Annotated in this window: 13 protein-coding genes; 5 read left to right on the top strand and 8 right to left on the bottom strand. The window is 70.2% G+C overall.

All coding sequences use genetic code 11. The annotated features are described in order from the left end of the window. The first annotated feature begins 257 nt into the window (after positions 1 to 257). Together ACLHRZ_RS08325 and ACLHRZ_RS08320 are read left to right on the top strand one after the other, a co-directional pair. Complete coding sequence (locus tag ACLHRZ_RS08325) at positions 258 to 1,640, top strand: alpha/beta hydrolase family protein (RefSeq protein WP_490417638.1); 1,383 nt, start codon at positions 258 to 260, stop codon at positions 1,638 to 1,640. A gap of 115 nt (positions 1,641 to 1,755) precedes the next feature. Then, on the top strand, positions 1,756 to 3,306 hold the full coding sequence (locus ACLHRZ_RS08320) for an RICIN domain-containing protein (RefSeq protein WP_490417637.1): 1,551 nt from the start codon (positions 1,756 to 1,758) through the stop codon (positions 3,304 to 3,306). 91 nt (positions 3,307 to 3,397) lie between these two features. Here the strand turns inward: ACLHRZ_RS08320 and ACLHRZ_RS08315 are convergent, their stop codons facing one another. From ACLHRZ_RS08315 to ACLHRZ_RS08305, 3 genes are all read right to left on the bottom strand, one after another. Beyond that, positions 3,398 to 4,285 (bottom strand): hypothetical protein, encoded by an 888-nt coding sequence (locus tag ACLHRZ_RS08315; RefSeq protein WP_490417636.1) that lies wholly within the window; start codon positions 4,283 to 4,285, stop codon positions 3,398 to 3,400. Positions 4,286 to 4,299: 14 nt separating this feature from the next. Next, on the bottom strand, positions 4,300 to 4,761 hold the full coding sequence (locus ACLHRZ_RS08310; RefSeq protein WP_490417635.1) for a papain-like cysteine protease family protein: 462 nt from the start codon (positions 4,759 to 4,761) through the stop codon (positions 4,300 to 4,302). 66 nt (positions 4,762 to 4,827) lie between these two features. Then, positions 4,828 to 5,142 carry a hypothetical protein gene (locus ACLHRZ_RS08305; RefSeq protein WP_490417634.1) on the bottom strand — a complete coding sequence of 105 codons (315 nt, stop codon included), beginning with the start codon at positions 5,140 to 5,142 and terminating at the stop codon, positions 4,828 to 4,830. A 351-nt stretch (positions 5,143 to 5,493) separates the two neighbouring features. Between ACLHRZ_RS08305 and ACLHRZ_RS08300 the strand changes: the two genes are divergently transcribed. Next, complete coding sequence (locus ACLHRZ_RS08300; protein WP_490417633.1) at positions 5,494 to 6,285, top strand: SDR family NAD(P)-dependent oxidoreductase; 792 nt, start codon at positions 5,494 to 5,496, stop codon at positions 6,283 to 6,285. A 100-nt stretch (positions 6,286 to 6,385) separates the two neighbouring features. Here the strand turns inward: ACLHRZ_RS08300 and ACLHRZ_RS08295 are convergent, their stop codons facing one another. Beyond that, positions 6,386 to 6,613, bottom strand: coding sequence for a hypothetical protein (locus ACLHRZ_RS08295; RefSeq protein ID WP_490417632.1), 228 nt, complete (start codon positions 6,611 to 6,613; stop codon positions 6,386 to 6,388). Positions 6,614 to 6,791: 178 nt separating this feature from the next. Between ACLHRZ_RS08295 and ACLHRZ_RS08290 the strand changes: the two genes are divergently transcribed. Continuing rightward, positions 6,792 to 7,562 (top strand): alpha/beta fold hydrolase, encoded by a 771-nt coding sequence (locus ACLHRZ_RS08290; RefSeq protein WP_490417631.1) that lies wholly within the window; start codon positions 6,792 to 6,794, stop codon positions 7,560 to 7,562. Positions 7,563 to 7,578: 16 nt separating this feature from the next. Here the strand turns inward: ACLHRZ_RS08290 and ACLHRZ_RS08285 are convergent, their stop codons facing one another. The 4 genes from ACLHRZ_RS08285 to ACLHRZ_RS08270 form a co-directional block, all read right to left on the bottom strand. Continuing rightward, positions 7,579 to 10,410, bottom strand: coding sequence for an NHLP bacteriocin export ABC transporter permease/ATPase subunit (locus tag ACLHRZ_RS08285; RefSeq protein WP_490417630.1), 2,832 nt, complete (start codon positions 10,408 to 10,410; stop codon positions 7,579 to 7,581). Position 10,411: 1 nt separating this feature from the next. Then, on the bottom strand, positions 10,412 to 12,553 hold the full coding sequence (locus ACLHRZ_RS08280; protein ID WP_490417768.1) for an NHLP family bacteriocin export ABC transporter peptidase/permease/ATPase subunit: 2,142 nt from the start codon (positions 12,551 to 12,553) through the stop codon (positions 10,412 to 10,414). 104 nt (positions 12,554 to 12,657) lie between these two features. After that, entirely contained in the window at positions 12,658 to 13,464 is an 807-nt protein-coding gene (locus ACLHRZ_RS08275) for a biotin/lipoyl-containing protein (RefSeq protein ID WP_490417629.1), read from the bottom strand. A 195-nt stretch (positions 13,465 to 13,659) separates the two neighbouring features. Further along, entirely contained in the window at positions 13,660 to 13,878 is a 219-nt protein-coding gene (locus ACLHRZ_RS08270; protein WP_490417628.1) for a hypothetical protein, read from the bottom strand. 458 nt (positions 13,879 to 14,336) lie between these two features. Here ACLHRZ_RS08270 and ACLHRZ_RS08265 point away from each other — a divergent pair, with 458 nt between their 5' ends. Then, positions 14,337 to 15,608, top strand: coding sequence for a xylan 1,4-beta-xylosidase (locus ACLHRZ_RS08265; protein WP_490417627.1), 1,272 nt, complete (start codon positions 14,337 to 14,339; stop codon positions 15,606 to 15,608). The last annotated feature ends 7 nt before the right edge of the window (positions 15,609 to 15,615 follow it).

Here is a 15,615-nt window from a genome sequence, read left to right as displayed (position 1 = left end):
CGATCGTCGTGGACGAGCATCACCGCAATGCGGTGGCCTACTCGTGCGCCGGGGCAGGACTGCGCCTGACCGATGCAGAGCTCGCGTTCATGTGGCCCGAGAACCTGACTGCGCCGCACTAGGCCAGCGTTGGGTGGTGCTATCCCCCCTCCCGCTGGAGGGCCTGCCGGATTGGCTGCCGTTGGCCTGTGCAGAAAGGTCGACGAGGAGCAACCGGCCGAGGCATTCGGTCGGGGCCTTGACGGTCAGGGGGAGGTATGCGGGCCTGGTGGGTCATGTGTCTCGTCGCGGCGCTGGCAGCGTTGGTGACGGCAAGCGGGGCGGCCGTGGCGGGTCCCGCCCGGGCGGGGGAGGAGAGCGAGCAGAGTGTGGAGTTCCGCAGCGGGGGCGTGACACTGCACGGCACGGTGACGGTACCCGCCGGGACGGTACGACAGGGGCGGCCCGGGATCGTGCTGGTGCACGGTTCGGGTCCGGAGACACGGGCGAAGTACCGGGCCGAGGCGCAGGCCATGGCCCGCTCCGGGTTCGTGGTTCTCAGCTACGACAAGCGGACCACGGGCTACTCGAAGACACGGCGGTCCTATGCCCAACTCGCCGACGACGCCCTGGCGGGTGTCCAGTTGTTGCACGGGCGCGCCGATGTGGATCCCCGCAAGGTCGGGCTCTGGGGGTTCAGCGAGGGCGGCTGGGTCGTTCCGCTCGCGGCTTCACGCTCGACGCAGGTCTCGTACGTGGTACTGGTCGGAGCATCCGGGGTGTCACCGGCCCGGGAATCGGCATGGTTCGTCGAGAACAGGCTTCGGCACGAAGGTGTCGCAGGATCACTGCTGCGGACTGCATCCGTCACGGGCACGAGGTTCCTCACGGACGCCGGTCTGCTCCCCGAGGCGGACTACGACCCGCTGCCGGCGCTGCGGCGCCTGCACCAGCCGGTCCTCGCCCTGTGGGGCAACGACCAGCAGTCGCCCCCGGCGGAGAGCGCCGTCGCCATCGAGAGGGCACTGCGGGACGGCGGCAACACCGATGTGACCGTCCGCTTCTTCCCGCACGGCGATCACAAACTGCGCACCTCCTCCGACGGGTTCCAGCGGGGCGAGCAACTGGTGCCCGGCTACGTCGACACCATGGCGTCCTGGGTCGCGGGACATGGACACCGGACCAACGATGCCCTGCCTCATCAGGCGAGGCGCAGCCATGCTCTGGCCCCTCTCCCTGAGTACGAGGCATCCACAGCACAGGTCGCAGCGTTTGCATTCATGGTCGTCTCGTTCGCTGCCCATCTTCTGGGTGAATTGGTACGCCGCTTGCGCAGGCGTCCCTGTGCTCCCGGGGTGGGCCGGGCACCTCGATGGCTGGCCGTGGCGGGACTGACCACCTTGCTCGGCTTCGTGGGCTACTTCGGCTTCGTGACGATGACGCTGACCGTCGGCCCGATGCTCGGCAACCGTCCGGTGTTCTGGCTCGTCCTGCACCTGCTCACCGCCGGGACGGCAGTGGCGGCCGTGGCAACGGCGGCGGTCTGGTGGCGAGTCAGGGCTTCGGTCTCCGGCCGGACCAACGCCCGGCTCGGGCTACTGGGTCTGACGAGCGCACTGTTCCTTCTCTGGGCGCTGTTCTGGGGCCTGGCGACGCTGTAGTTGCCGCACTCGCAGCTCAGCCAGGCCTGTTCATTCCGATTTCATCGGTCCGCGCACACTCACGGAGTGAGGACTGCAATCACAGGATGTTCACAGATTCACCACGGAAGGGCACATGCGTAGACACATCAAGGGCGTCAGACGACTCATAGCGGCCCCGTCGCTCGCCCTGCTCATGCTCACCACCGGCGTCGTCGCCACCACCGCCACCACGGCGCAGGCGGCAGACTCCGGTGCCTGGACGTTCGCCAATTCGAACGGCACTCTCAACGCGACGGGCAATGGTGACGGAAATCAGATCTCCGTCACCCCCGACGGCACCAACTACACGAACTGGCGTCTGATCAAGCTCGGTGACCCCGGCGCGTTCAACATCGCCAGCACCTCGTCCGGGAAGTGCATCTACGCCACCCAGCCGGCCACTCAGCAGTCCTGCGGCAAGGACGGCGAGCAGTGGCACTTCCGCCCCGTCGACGGCAAGCCCAACACGTTCGGCATCGTCCGCCGCGACGACAGCAGCAGCACCGAATGGTGCATGGACAACCGGGGCGGTCTGCACCTGTGGGGGATCCTCGCCCAGCCCAACATCTGCAACGGCAGCGCGAGCCAGGAATGGACGGTCCCTGCATCGAAGGCGGACGAGGCGAGGAAGCTCGCCCTCGACTACTACGCCGACCTGTGCTCCAAGAAGACCTCCACCTGCTCGTGGACACAGAAGTCCGAGGGGCAGCCCGAGGTCCTGCCCCGTCAGCCCGCTTCGTCGGTCTGGTACAACGACACTGCTTCGTCCATGAAGCAGGTCTTCACCACGATCTACCATTCCGGCTGGTCGCAGGGGTTCTCCGCGGGCGCGTCAACCTCCGTCGGTGTCTCCACCCCGGTCCAGGCCATGATCTCCAGCCAGCTGACCGCGACGACGGTGTACACCTCCGACGAGACGACGATCAACGGCATCGCCGTGGACGTCCCGTCGAAGAACTACGCCTGGGTCGACTTCGCGGCCGTCGGCAAGAAGGTCACCGGAACGTGGACGTTCGATACCGACAACCAGCCGTGGACCACGGACGCGACCGTCACCGTCCCCGTCGTCAACTCGACGGCCGGATCCACGATGTACGTCGCCCGCACCAGCACCGACCCGTCCGGCAGCAGTGGCAGTACGACCAGCCCTGATGTGAAGCCGCAGACCTTCGCCACGACCACGACGAAGACCTTCAGCCTTCCCGCGGGAAGTCAGGTGACGTCGTCCAACGGCACCGTCACCGCTACGGACACCGACGGCACTGTTGCCACCATCCTCCCCACCACACTGAAGGACGCCAACGGCACGACCCACAAGGTCGGCCTGACCGTCTCCGGCAACACGGTGACCCAGACCATCGAAGGCGTCACCGGCGACACGATCACCGGCACCATGAGCCCGCCGGTCTTCTCGGTGAGAGCAGCAGCCGCGCCGGCCGCCGCGAAGAAGACCCTGATGACGACGGCCGCCATGATGCGCCCCACTGCGTCCAGCGACAAGAGGGGCCGCATGAACTGCATCGGAGACAAGATGGGCGAGGGAGCCACCTTCGGCCTCCTCGGTGCTGCCCTGGGACAGCCCGAAGCCGTCCTGGGCGGAGTCTTCGGCGGCCTCATCATCGGCCTCGCCCAATGCACCAGATGACCTGACGACCTGAACGACCGCGTCCCCCCGCTTACGAACCGGCGGGGGGACGCGATGTTCTTCGAGGGAAAGGCGATGCCATCGCCTCCCGTCAGGCCGCCCGGCGTCGGCGCCGCAGCACCACCACCACACCCGCGCCCGAGGCCGCGAGCGCGACCGTGCCGAAAGCGGCGGGGAGCCACGAGGCGGAGGCGGCGGTGTCGTTCCGTACCGTGGTGTCCTCGGTCAGGGCGTAGCCGCCGGCCAGGCCCTTGCGGTCGTACGTCGAGCCGGGCAGCTTGTCGCCGTAGCGCTTGGCGACGAGCTGCCGGTAGGCGGCGAGCGTGACGTGCGGCTCGCCCTGCAGGGCCGTGGAGGCCTCCTTGTTGAGGGGTTCCACGGTTCCGGCGCCGGTCAGCCGGTACCAGGCGTGGAGCTGCGGCTCCAGGAACGTGCGGGCCTGGTCGGTGCCGCGTTCGGCGGCGTTGATGTCCGCTTCGCCGTCGCGGATGCCGGCCAGGTGCCACGAGCCGCTGCCGGGCCTGGGCATCAGGAGCACGGCGGCCTGGTGGCCGTCGGCGGCCGAGACGCGGGAGGCGAGGCCGGACAGTCGCAGCGCCGTACCGGCCGTGGGGCGGGCCTTGCCGGTGACGAACCCCGGGGCGAGTTCGTACAGGGGTACCGGCTTGCGGAGGTCGAAGTGCGGTGCAGCAGTGGGTTGTTGTACGAGTCCGCGCCGGTCGCCCCCGCCCGTGCCGCCGTCCGCACCGGCGGCCGGGGTCGGGTGCCCTGTGGCGGTCAGGAAGCGGGCCACGGTGGAGTGGACCTGGTCGGAGCGCAGGACCTGCTGGGCGGCGGCGTAGTCGGAGGCGGCGGGCACTGTGGGGCCGTCGGCGGCCTGCGCTGGGCCGGCCACGCAGAGGACGGTTGCGGCAGCGGCGGCGAGCAGGGTTGCGGCGGTGCGCCCGGTCATGTGCCGGGTCCGGATGTGGTGGTGCATGGTCGGTGGTCTCCTCAGCCCTGGATGCCGGTACGCGTGTGGGTCCACCGGAAGGAGTTGTTCCCGGCGTAGGTGGAGTAGTCCCACCACGTGTAGGTCTGCGTGCTCGGCCAGGGGTCGCCGACCGCGATCATGTTGCTGTTGCCGTCGTAGCCGTAGATGACGTTCATGTGGCCGCCGCCGGAGGTCCAGCCGATGCGGGCGGCGAACGGGCGCCCGCTCGCGATCTCGTTCTGCGTCTCGGAGAAGGACGCGTTGCGGTAGAGGTCGCGGCCGCTGTTGCGGAAGCCCATGTTGGCGAGGCCGTTGGCCATGTCGCCGAGCGTCGCGGGCCGGTTGTTGCAGTCGAGGCCGCTGTTGCCCTGGGCCGCCAGGCGGCAGAAGTCGTACTGGTTGTAGGCGGTGTAGCCCCAGTAGTTGGCGATGGTCAGCCCGGAGGCGTCCCAGCACCACTGGTCGCGGACCTGCTTCTGCATGCCGATGTTGAGCACCTTCTGAGCGGCAGGGCGGCTGGTGCCGCAGACCGGCAGGCCGCCGGTGTCCTAGCGGATGAACGCGTCGGCGAGGTAGTAGCCGCCTGACCAGATCCAGCGGGAGTTGTTCTCGACGACGTCGCCGGTGGTGCGGCAGACCATGGGAATGCGGTCGCCCGGCCGGGAGCTTCCGGTGACGCTGGAGGAAAGCGACGGCTGTGGACGCTGGTTGACCGTACTGAAGTTGCCTTGCCCGCCGATGACGGTTCCCGTGGCGGCGGCCTGGGCCTGGGGCCCTAAGGCCATCAACAGCCCGCCGGAGAGGGCGGCGACGAGGGTGGAGCGCAGCGCCTTCTTGCGCGCCGGTATGCGGGATCTGTGCATGGGGGGTTCCTTGGTCGTGCTGAGGACGTACTGAATCTGTGTGCTTCCTGTGTGAGGTGAGCGGGTGGCGGGAAGTGTGCCAGAACAGATGTGCTGTCAGGCAGTGGCGATTTCGCAGTGGGATGCGGCCGAAGGTCTCAGCCGATGAGGGGGAGGCGAGGGGACGCCGGGCAACTGACTTCGGAGTCAGGAGGCTTACCGGCCGGAAACAAATGGTCTGATCCAAGTCCCGCTGTTTTCCGATCCGTTGCTCAATGAGATCGTTATCGTGGAGCAGGAGAGTCCGGTTGTGTGCACTGGCCCTGAGTGGCGGCACTGTCACCCACGATCACTTCGACGGGAGTACGAGACATGGATCTGCGCGGCGCGAAGGTGTTGTTGACCGGGGCCACCGGCGGGATCGGGCGGGCGCTGGCCGTGGGCCTGGCCGCCCGCGGCGGCGAGGTGGTGCTCACCGGGCGCCGCGCGGACGTGCTCGAACCGCTGGCCGAGAAGCTGGGGGGACGAGCCATACCCGCCGACCTGTCCGACCGGGGCACGATCGACGAACTCCTGCAGGCGGCAGGCGAGATCGACGTGCTCGTCGCCAACGCCGCGTTGCCGGCGTCGGGTCTGCTGGCCGACTACTCCATCGACCAGATCGACCGCGCGCTCGACGTCAACCTCCGCGCGCCCATCGTGATGGCGAAACTGGCCGGTGAGCAGATGGCCGCACGGCGCCGCGGCCACTTGGTCTTCATCTCCTCGCTGTCCGGAAAGGCCGCGTCCGGGCAGGCATCCCTCTACAACGCCACGAAGTTCGGAATGCGCGGCTTCGCCCTCGCGCTCCGCGCGGACATGCGGCCGCACAACGTCGGTGTCTCGACGGTGTTCCCGGGCTTCATCAGGGACGCGGGCATGTTCGCCGACTCCGGCGCGCCCCTGCCCCGGGGCATCGGCACCCGTTCACCGCAGGACGTGGCGCGCGCGACCGTACGCGCCATCGAGCAGAACCTCGCCGAGGTGGACGTGGCCCCACTGGGCCTGCGTCTGGCCACCCTCATCGGCGGCGTCGCCCCCGGCCTGGCGGCCACCGTCCAGGGCCGCTTCGGCGGCGACAAGCTCGTCGAGCAGCTCGCCGAGGGGCAGCGTCACAAGCGGTGACGCTCCGCGGGGGGGGGGGGGGGGGCGTTGCGTCGGCTGCGGGTTCGTCGTGGCTGGTCGCGCAGTTCCCCGCGCCCCTTCGGGGCGCCAACGGCGCCTCTCACAGGAGCGGACGCGGGGTCCAGGGCTCCGCCTCGCGTTCCACGTTCTCCGCCGCGTAACGTCCCGTGTGCTTGGTCCACTTGTAGTATCCGGTGATCCAGTTCTGGAGGCCGGTGACGTAGCGGTCGGTGTCCGCTCTGACCTGCTCCGGCAGACGCTCGTACGGCTGTGACGTGCGCAGCGTCTCGTGGCGTCGCCGGAACCGGTCGATCGCGTCCTGGGCCATTCGATCGCCTCGTCCTTGCGCAGCCGGTTCTCGGCTTCGTGGATGTAGCTCACGAAGAACCGCTGGCAGCTCCGGAAGAACTGCCGGCACCAGCTGGTGGACATGCCGTCGGTCATGCGTGGCAGGCGTACGATCCGACACCGACAGCGAAGTCCGCCCTGGGACGAGGAGGGGCCGAGTGCCGTACGTCGACATCGGCGAAGCGCAACTCTGGGTCGAGGACAGCGGAGGCGACGGGCCGCCGCTCGTGCTGCTGCACGCCGCCGCGGGCAACAGCACCTGCTGGGCCGAGCAGCGCCCGATGTTCGAGGCCGCCGGCCACCGGGTCGTCACCTACGACATGCGCGGCTTCGGCAGGACACGCTCCGCCTCCGGAAAACGGGCCTCCGGATCCATGACCGGTGACCTCGAAGCCCTGGTGGCAGAACTCGGGCTGCGGCAGTTCTCGTTGGTGGGCACCGCACGAGGGGCCGTCTGCGCGCTCGAGTACGCCCTCGACAACCCGTCGTCGCTGAAGGCGCTCGTCGTCTCCACCACGTTCGGCGGGCTCGTCGACCCCGAGTTCGCCCGGTTCCGCGCGCGCTATGTCGACCCCGGCCTCCTCAGCCGCCGGACCGAGGAGCGGGAACTGGGCAGCACCTACCGGACGGCACACCCCGAGGGTGTGTCCGCCTTCCTGAACATGACGCAGGGCAGCGACTACGAGGAGCACGGCTCGTACCAGTCCGTCCGCGAGCCGATGACGCTCACCCGCCTTGCACGGATGTCCGTTCCGGCCATGCTCATCGCCGGGGACGAGGACCTCTACGCCCCGCCCCCGGTCATGAGAATGATCGCCGACAGCATTCCGGGCGCCCGCTTCGAGGTGGTGCAGCGCGCAGGGCACAGCGCGTACTGGGAGCAGCCGCAGGAGTGGAACCGTCTCGTGCGGGAATTCCTGCGGTCCTGACGGCCGAGCGCCCCCCTCACGTGATCTGCCGGCGCACCAGCTCGTGGAACAGGCCGGTCGTGTCCGCGAGGAGCCGGGCCGGCGGCCCCTGCTGGACGATCCGGCCCTCCGACATCACGACGACCCGGTCCGCGTCCATCACGGTGGAGAGCCGGTGGGCGATCACGATGCGGGTGGCCCGCAGGGCGCGGGTGGAGTCGATGACGATGCGCTGGGTCTCGTTGTCCAGCGCGCTCGTCGCCTCGTCCAGGAACAGGATGCGCGGCTTGCGGATCAGGGCCTGGGCGACCATCAGGCGCTGGCGCTGGCCGCCCGAGACGGCGCCGCCGCCGTCGGACAGCATGGTGTGCATACCCATGGGCATGGCCCTGATGTCGTCGGCCAGGCCCGCCGACTCGGCGGCCTCCCACGCCTCTTCGAGCGAGAAGCTCTCGGCCCCGCAGATGCAGTCGAGGATCGAGCCGGAGAACGGCTGGGCGTTCTGCAGGACGACGCCGCACTGGCGGCGAACGGCGGCCCGGTCGAGGGCCGCCAGGTCCTGGCCGTCGTACAGGACACTGCCGGCAGCCGGCCTGTCGAAGCCGATGAGCAGGCGCAACAGGGTCGACTTGCCGCAGCCGCTGGCCCCGACGATCGCGACGAACTCGCCCGGCTGCACCCGGAACGACACGCCGTCGAGGACGAGCGGGCCGTCGTCGGAGTACCGGAAGGTCAGATTCTTCGCCTCCAGGGCACCGCTGAGCGTTCCCGGCCGGACACTGGAGCCGCCCACCTCGGGGGCCTCCCGGAAGAGCGGTCCGACACGCTCGAACATGGGCTGCACGGCGGCAGCCGAAAGGAGCGCACCGGTCAGCTGGGTGACCGAGGACAGCAGCATCGTCATGGCGGTGCTGAAGGTCAGGAACGCGCCGGCGGACATGCTGCCCCGCGCCGGTCCCGCCAGCAGCGCGAACAATACGAGCGTGCACAGCGGCAGGCACACCGCGTTGAGCACCGTGACGACGTTCTTGATCCGGCCGATGCGCTGCTGCAGCACCCGCGTACGGGCGAACTCCCGCGCCCAGGCCGCGTACGCGAAGCTCTCGGCCGCGGCCACCCGCAACTTCGGCAGCCCGCGCAGGGTCTGGAAGGCACGATTGTTGAGCTTGTCCTCCAGCCCGATCAACTGCCGCTGGTAGCGCAGCTGCCACAGCCCCAGGCCCAGGAAGACCGCGGCGACGACGAGCAGCAGGGCGAGCGCCACCAGTGCCAGCGGCACGCTGTAGGCGAGCAGCAGCAGGAGGTTCACCGTCCCGACCGTGCTCGCCTGCACGACCACCGAGCCGATGCCCGACAGCACGCGGCGGATGGAGCTGATGCCCATGGCCGCGCCGGCCAGCTCACCGGTGGAGCGGCCGGTGAAGAACCGCGTCGGCAGCCGCAGCAGCCGGTCCCACACGGCGGGTTGCAGGGTGGCCTCGATGCGGCCCTCCAGACGGAGGACGGAGACGTTCTGCAGCAGCATGAAGGCGGCCGAGACGACACTGGTGGCGATGAGCGCCAGAGAGGTCTGCACGATCAGATCGTTCTCGGCCCGCGGGACGTACGTGCCGAGCACCCGTCCGGTGGCGACGGGCACGAGCGCACCCAGGCCCACCGCGACCAGCCCGCCCAGCAGCAGGGAGCGCAGCTCCCGCCCCGTCCCGCGCAGGCTGAAGCGCAGCAGCCGCAGCAGGCCCAACTTCCCGTCCGGCAGCGGGCGGTAGAACATCACGGCGCGCGGCGCGAAGTCGGCCTCGTTGGCCTTGCCGATGTGTTCGCGAGTGCCGGTGGCGGGATCGACGGCCAGATAGCCCCCACGTCGCCACAACAGCGCCACTGGCGCCTCGTCGTCCGCGCGCCGGCCCACCAGGGGCCCGCTGTCCTCCCGCCACCAGCGGCCGTCGAGCCCGACTGCACGGGTGCGGATCCGGGAGGCGAGCGCGATGCGCTCGACGGGATCCATGCGCTCAGAGCCGGCGGCACTGCTGCCGCCGGGCTCGGCCAGGGTGATACCGGCCGCCTCGGCGACCAGGCGGCACACGGCGAACGTCGCATCGTCCCCGGTGCTGCTGCGGTGCGCCGTGTCACGGGAACGGCCGATGGAGGCCAGCAACGCCCGGTCGGCCTGCGCGCGGGCGGCCTCGCCCGCTTCGATGCCGGCCGCCGCGCGGTCCTCGTGGGTGCGTTCGAGCTGCTCGATCCGGTCGTCCAGGGCGTACAGCAGGCGGTACTGCTGGTCGACCATGCCCTGCCACATCGCCGGGTCCATGAGGAGCACACCGGCGGTGTCGTGCCCTTCGTAGAGGGCGCCGTACTGCACGTCGCCGGGGGAGATCTGCATCCACAGAATGTCGTCGTCGGCCTGCGTGCCCTCCTGGTACAGGGCGCGCAGACCGCGCCCGACACCGAGCGCGAAGGCGTTCTCCAGGGGACTCGGTCCACCGCCGACGGCGCCGTAGGAGGCATGTCCGTACGGGTCGTGCCCGTACGGATCGTGGTCGTACGACGAACGCTGCAGCTCGCGCAGCTCCACGCGGCGCAGCCGGCAGCCGTGCACGGGCCGGCCGAGCAGGGTGTGCCGGGGGCCCTGGGCCGGGCCCAACAGCAGTGTGCCCGCTGCCAGTCGGCCCAGGAAGTGCCAGGGGCCGTCCTGCACCGCGTCGACCGCGAACAGATCCAGCTCGCCGTCCACGACGAGCCACAGGACGTGCGGCCCCTCCAGGGAGAGGCTGCGCATGCCCGCGCAGTCGACGGCGGTGCCGAGCCCGCCGAGTGCGTCCACGACCGGGTCGGTGGCGGCGGCCGTGGCGTAGTGGGGAGAGGTCACCTCAGTGCTCCTTGACCAGTCGGGCGTACGCGCCCTGCGCGGCGAGCAACTCCTCGTGCCGTCCGCGTTCGACGACCGTGCCCCGGTCGAGCACGACGATCTCGTCGCTGTCGCGCACCGTGCTCAGCCGGTGGGCGATGACCACGCAGGCGCAGCCGCGCCGCCGCAGGTTGTCCATGACGATCTGCTCGGTCGCCGCGTCGAGTGCGCTGGTCACCTCGTCCAGGACCAGGACACTGGGGTTACGGACCAAAGCCCGTGCGATCTCCAGGCGTTGGCGCTGGCCGCCGGAGAAGTTGCGGCCGTCCTGGTCGACACGGCTGTGGATGCCGCCGGGGCGCCGGGCCACGACGTCGTGGACGGCCGCGTCCTGCAGGGCGGCGACGACGGCCTCGTCGGGGACGGACGGATCCCACAGAGCCACGTTGTCACGGACGGTGCCCTCGAAGAGGAAGAGGTCCTGGTCTACGAAGGAGACGGAGGCGGCCAGCGCGCCGCGCGGTATGTCCTCCAGCCGCATGCCGTCGATGCGGACGGCACCTTCCCAGGGCGCGTACAGGCCGGACACGAGCCGGGAGACGGTGGACTTGCCGCTGCCCGACCCGCCGACGAGCGCCACCTGCCGGCCGGGGCCGACCGAGAGGGAAAAGTCCTTCAACAGGGGGGCGTCCAGCGGGCTGTAGCCGAAGGTGACGGCGTCCAGTTCGACATGACCCGTCAGGCGGCGGGCGGCGGTGAGGGGCTCGCGCCGCGCATGGAGCGGATCGGCGGGGAAGTTCTCCACGTCCTTGAGACGGGCGACGTCGGCGGCGAAGTCCTGGACGCGCCCGGCCACGCCGTTGAGGCGGGCGACGGGGGCGGTGAACCCCGTCACCAGGGCCTGGAAGGCGACCAACAGGCCGACCGAGAAGTGCCCTTCGACCGCCCGCAGGCCGCCGATCATCAGAATGAGCGCGCTGTTGAGCGCCGCCAGCGTGGGCGCGACGACCGCGAGCCAGGCACTGGGCACGCCGAGCCGCTGCTGCACGTCGAGGGTGACCGCGTGCCGGCCGGCCCACCGGCGGAAGAAGCCGTCCTCGCCGCCGGTGGCCTTCATCGTCTCGATGAGCTGCAGACCGCTGTAGGCGGTGTTGACGAGCCTGGCGTTCTCCGCGCGCAACTGCTCGGTCCCGGTGGCGCGTACATGAACGACCACCCGCAGGGCGACGACGTTGAGCAGCGCGATGCCGATGCCGACAACGGTGAGCTGCGGGTCGTACGTCCACAGCAGCACCGCATAGAGGATCACGACCACCGCGTCCACCGCCGCGGCGGCCACGTCCCGCGCCAGGGTCTCGGCGACGGCGTCGTTGGACTGCAGCCGATGGACGAGGTCGGCGGGGCTGCGCTGGGCGAAGAAGGTGACCGGCAGTCTGAGCAGGTGCCGCAGGAATCGGGCGCTGCCCAGGGTGGAGGAAATGATGCGCCCGCGCAGCAGGTTGGCCTGCTGCAGCGCGGTGAGTACGGCCGTGAGCAGCAGCGCGGTCGCCATCGCGGCGAGGAGCGCACCGGTCAGGGAGGTCCGGCCGCCGATCAGGAACGTGTCGATGTAGGTACGGCCGAGCGCGGGCACCGCCGTACCGACGACCACCAGCAGGAGGCTGGAGAGCACGGCGGCGAGCATGGTGCCCGACGTGCCGCGCAGGCGCGCGGGCAGGGCGGCGAGGACGCCGGGTCTGCGGCCGGTGCGGCGGAAGTCCTCGCCGGGCTCGAAGGTGAGGACGACGCCGGTGAAGCTGGTGTCGAACTCCTCCATGGGGACGAAGCGCCGTCCCTTGGCGGGGTCGTTGACGTACACGCCGCGGCGGCCGAGGCGGCGGCCCATGCCGTCGTAGACGACGTAGTGGTTGAACTCCCAGAAGAGAACGACCGGTGCGGGCACCCGGGCGAGGGCGGCCAGGTCCATCTGCATGCCCTTGGCCCGCAGCCCGTGGCCGCGGGCGGCCTTGAGGAGGTTGCCGGCACGCGAACCGTCCCGGGAGACGCCGCAGTCGATGCGCAGTTCCTCCAGGGGGACGAAACGCCCGTGGTGGGCGAGCACCATGCCCAGCGCGGCCGCGCCGCACTCCACGGCCTCCATCTGCAGCACGGTGGGGGTGCGCACGGGCCGCGGCGTCCTGCCCCTCGGCACGGACACGGTGGATGCGCCCCGGCGGCGCCGGTGGCCGGGGACGGGCGCGCGCAGCGGGGTGTTGTCCTGTGTCGCGGTCACGGCAGCAGCCAGTCGACGGGCCGCTGCGCGGCGAGGTGGACGGCGGCGGCGACGGGAGTCGTGGAACCGAGCCGGTACGGGGGACCGCCCGCGGAGGTCCACCGATAGCCCGACTTCGTGGCGGAGGAGCGCTCCAACTGCACGAGCACCGCGACGGGATCCCCCTGCCGGGAGAACTGCGCGGCGAGCCGGGCGTCACCGAGAAAGCTGCCGATCTGCGCCTGCGACTGCGGCGCTCGGCCGACGGCCTCGACGCGGCCGCGGAGCATGCCGAACCGTTCCCGGGGGACGGACTGGACCGTCAGATCGACCGCAGCGCCCGGGGAGATCGCGCCGCCGCTGTCGCCAGGTACGTAGAGCATGGCCACCAGCGGATCGTCCGGATTCCGCACGCGCTCCACGATCGCCACGTCCGCCCCTGTGGCGAGCACGCTGCCCGTCCTGGCGGCCAGTGAGGTGAGCTGTCCCTGCGCCACGGCCCGCACGGTCCGGGTGCCGTGGTCGGTGGAGACCTCGATGAGCGGGGTGCCCGGGGAGAGCAACTGGCCCTCCTTGGCGAGGACTGCGGTGACTTGCCCCGGGTAGGGGCTTTGCAGCAGGTAACTGCCGTCGGAGTGGATGAGGATGCCGGGTGCGCTCAGCCGGGAGGACACCGATCCGGTGAATACCCAGACACCGGCCGCGGCCATCACCAGGAGGGTGACGGCGAGGACGAGCCGCCCCTGCGGGCGGGCGAAGTGCACGGGCAGATCGAGCTCTTCGGGCGATTGCAGCTTGGAAAGCGCCTTCTGGCGGAACTGCACGGACTATTCCTTCTGTTCCTTCGACTGCAATCGTCGACAGGACTGTTGAATTACTCGGGGAAACGGCCATGAACCCCGGAACAGGGGAGGAGTTCCGGGGTCCACGGTTTTCCTGAGACACCTCACGGCAGCGCGGACGCGGCCGTCAGGCCGTGAAACTCACCGGACCGTGCGGCCCGGTGGCGGAGTTCACGCTCAGAGGCCGGCGACGCCGACGTTCAGGCCGGTGATGCCCTCGACCTCGCCGGGCAGGGCCTTGACGGCACCCACCGTGTTCAGCGAGGTCACCGTGTTCACCACGTTGTGGATGTCGCCGGTCACGGCGCCGAGGAGACCACCGGAGACGCTGACGCCACCGGCAATGGCGTCCAGCTCGGCGTCGGCGATCTCGCGGGTCTCGATGTCGATACGCATGATGTGTGCGCACCCTTCGTTCGTCTGAATCCTTGTCAAAAAGGCGGTGGGCAACGGAAATACCGTCGAACCGCCTCCCGCGTCGGCCCGGCCGAAATCGACCGCCGTTCTCAGGGCCGCCGCGGTGCCGCAGATATAAGCACGCGAACGGGCGATGCGGCCAACCGCGTTGACGGCAGGGCGCGGATGGTGGGGTGGCCCGACCAGTCAACTTTCCGATTCCTTTGCCGTATCGATACGCCTTCTCCATAGGATCGAGTAACAGATTCGGCCCCTCCCTCGCGCTCCCGGAACATAGCCGGACACAGCGTCATCAAGCTCGTCGGTCATAACCGGCATTTTGTGGAGTGGCCGGAGAGAGGGGGCGGTTGGGCGTCGCAGCTGTAAAGATTTTTTGAAGCGACGTACGGTGGCGGCACCGTCGCAAGCCGTGGCGGGCGGGAGTACCGTCGGATGTCGTGCGACGACATGAGGGGGACCGGTCGGGGACGGACCGTCGTGCGGCGGGGCTCCAGCCGGGCTGGGGTTTCACCCACACCCGGCACAGCGCGGACCACGGCACACCGGACGCCACCGGCAGGGCCGGCGCCCTGCTGTCCGTGCAACCCCTGCCGCAGAACCAGCACCTCATGGGCTGGGGCGCCGAGAACCCCGAACCGGCGCCCGGACGGTACGACTTCCAGGCCCTCGACGAGCGCGTCGCCCTGATGCGGGCCACCGGCGCCATGCCCGTCCTGACCCTGTGCGGCGCCCCGGACTGGATGAAGGGCGGACGCGCGGGGCACACCGACTGGTCACGGCTGGAGGCCGCGCCCGACCCCCGGCATTACGCGGACTTCGCACGGCTGGCGGGGGCGGTCGCCCGCCGATATCCGGACATCCGGCACTTCCTGGTATGGAATGAGCTGAAGGGCTTCTACGACGAGGACAAGCGCCGCTGGAACTACGAGGGTTACACCGATCTGTACAACCTCGTGTACGAGGAGCTGAAGCGGCAGAACCGGCAGAACCTGGTCGGCGGTCCTTATGTCGTCGCCGACCACGAGCCGCCCGGCGACGCGGACGGCTCCCCCGAGGTGCGGGGCCGCTGGGGCGGGCTCGACCGGCGCTCCGTCGACGTCGTCCACTACTGGAACGCGCACAAGGCGGGCGCGGACTTCGTCGTCGTCGACGGAGCGAGCTACACCCGTGAGGGCCACTGGACACTCCCCGACGAGTTCGCCGCCACCGAGAAGTTCGCGGACGTCACCCGCTGGCTGAGGAACGTCACGGGGCTACCGGTGTGGTGGGCCGAGTGGTACGTCGAGCCGCCCGCCGAGGACGACGGGCCGGGCGGCCGGGACGGCTGGAGCGAGCGGCACCGCATCGCCGTGCACGCCACCGCGCTGATGCGGCTGGCGGAGGGCGGCGCGTCGGCCGCCTTCTACTGGAATCCGCAGCAGACCGGGGACGACTGCCCCGGCTGCCTGTGGCGGAGCACCCAACTCCACGACGGCGGCGAGGGCTTGCCCATGGCCTGGCTGCTGACGCGGTTCGCCCGGGAGTTCCCTCCTGGCACCGCCTTCCGGCAGGTCGCCGCCACCGCGGCGTTCGGCGCCAGGATCGAGGTCCTCGCCGACGATGCGGCCGTGCTCGTCGTCAACACCGAACGCCGGCCCGTCGCGGCCCGGGTCGACGGGCGGGTGCTGGCCCTACGGCCGTACGAGGTGCGGTGGCTGGACAGGCCCTAGCCCAGGG

Source organism: Streptomyces sp. AM25 (assembly GCF_058146165.1).
This window is presented reverse-complemented; position numbering and strand designations above follow the sequence as displayed.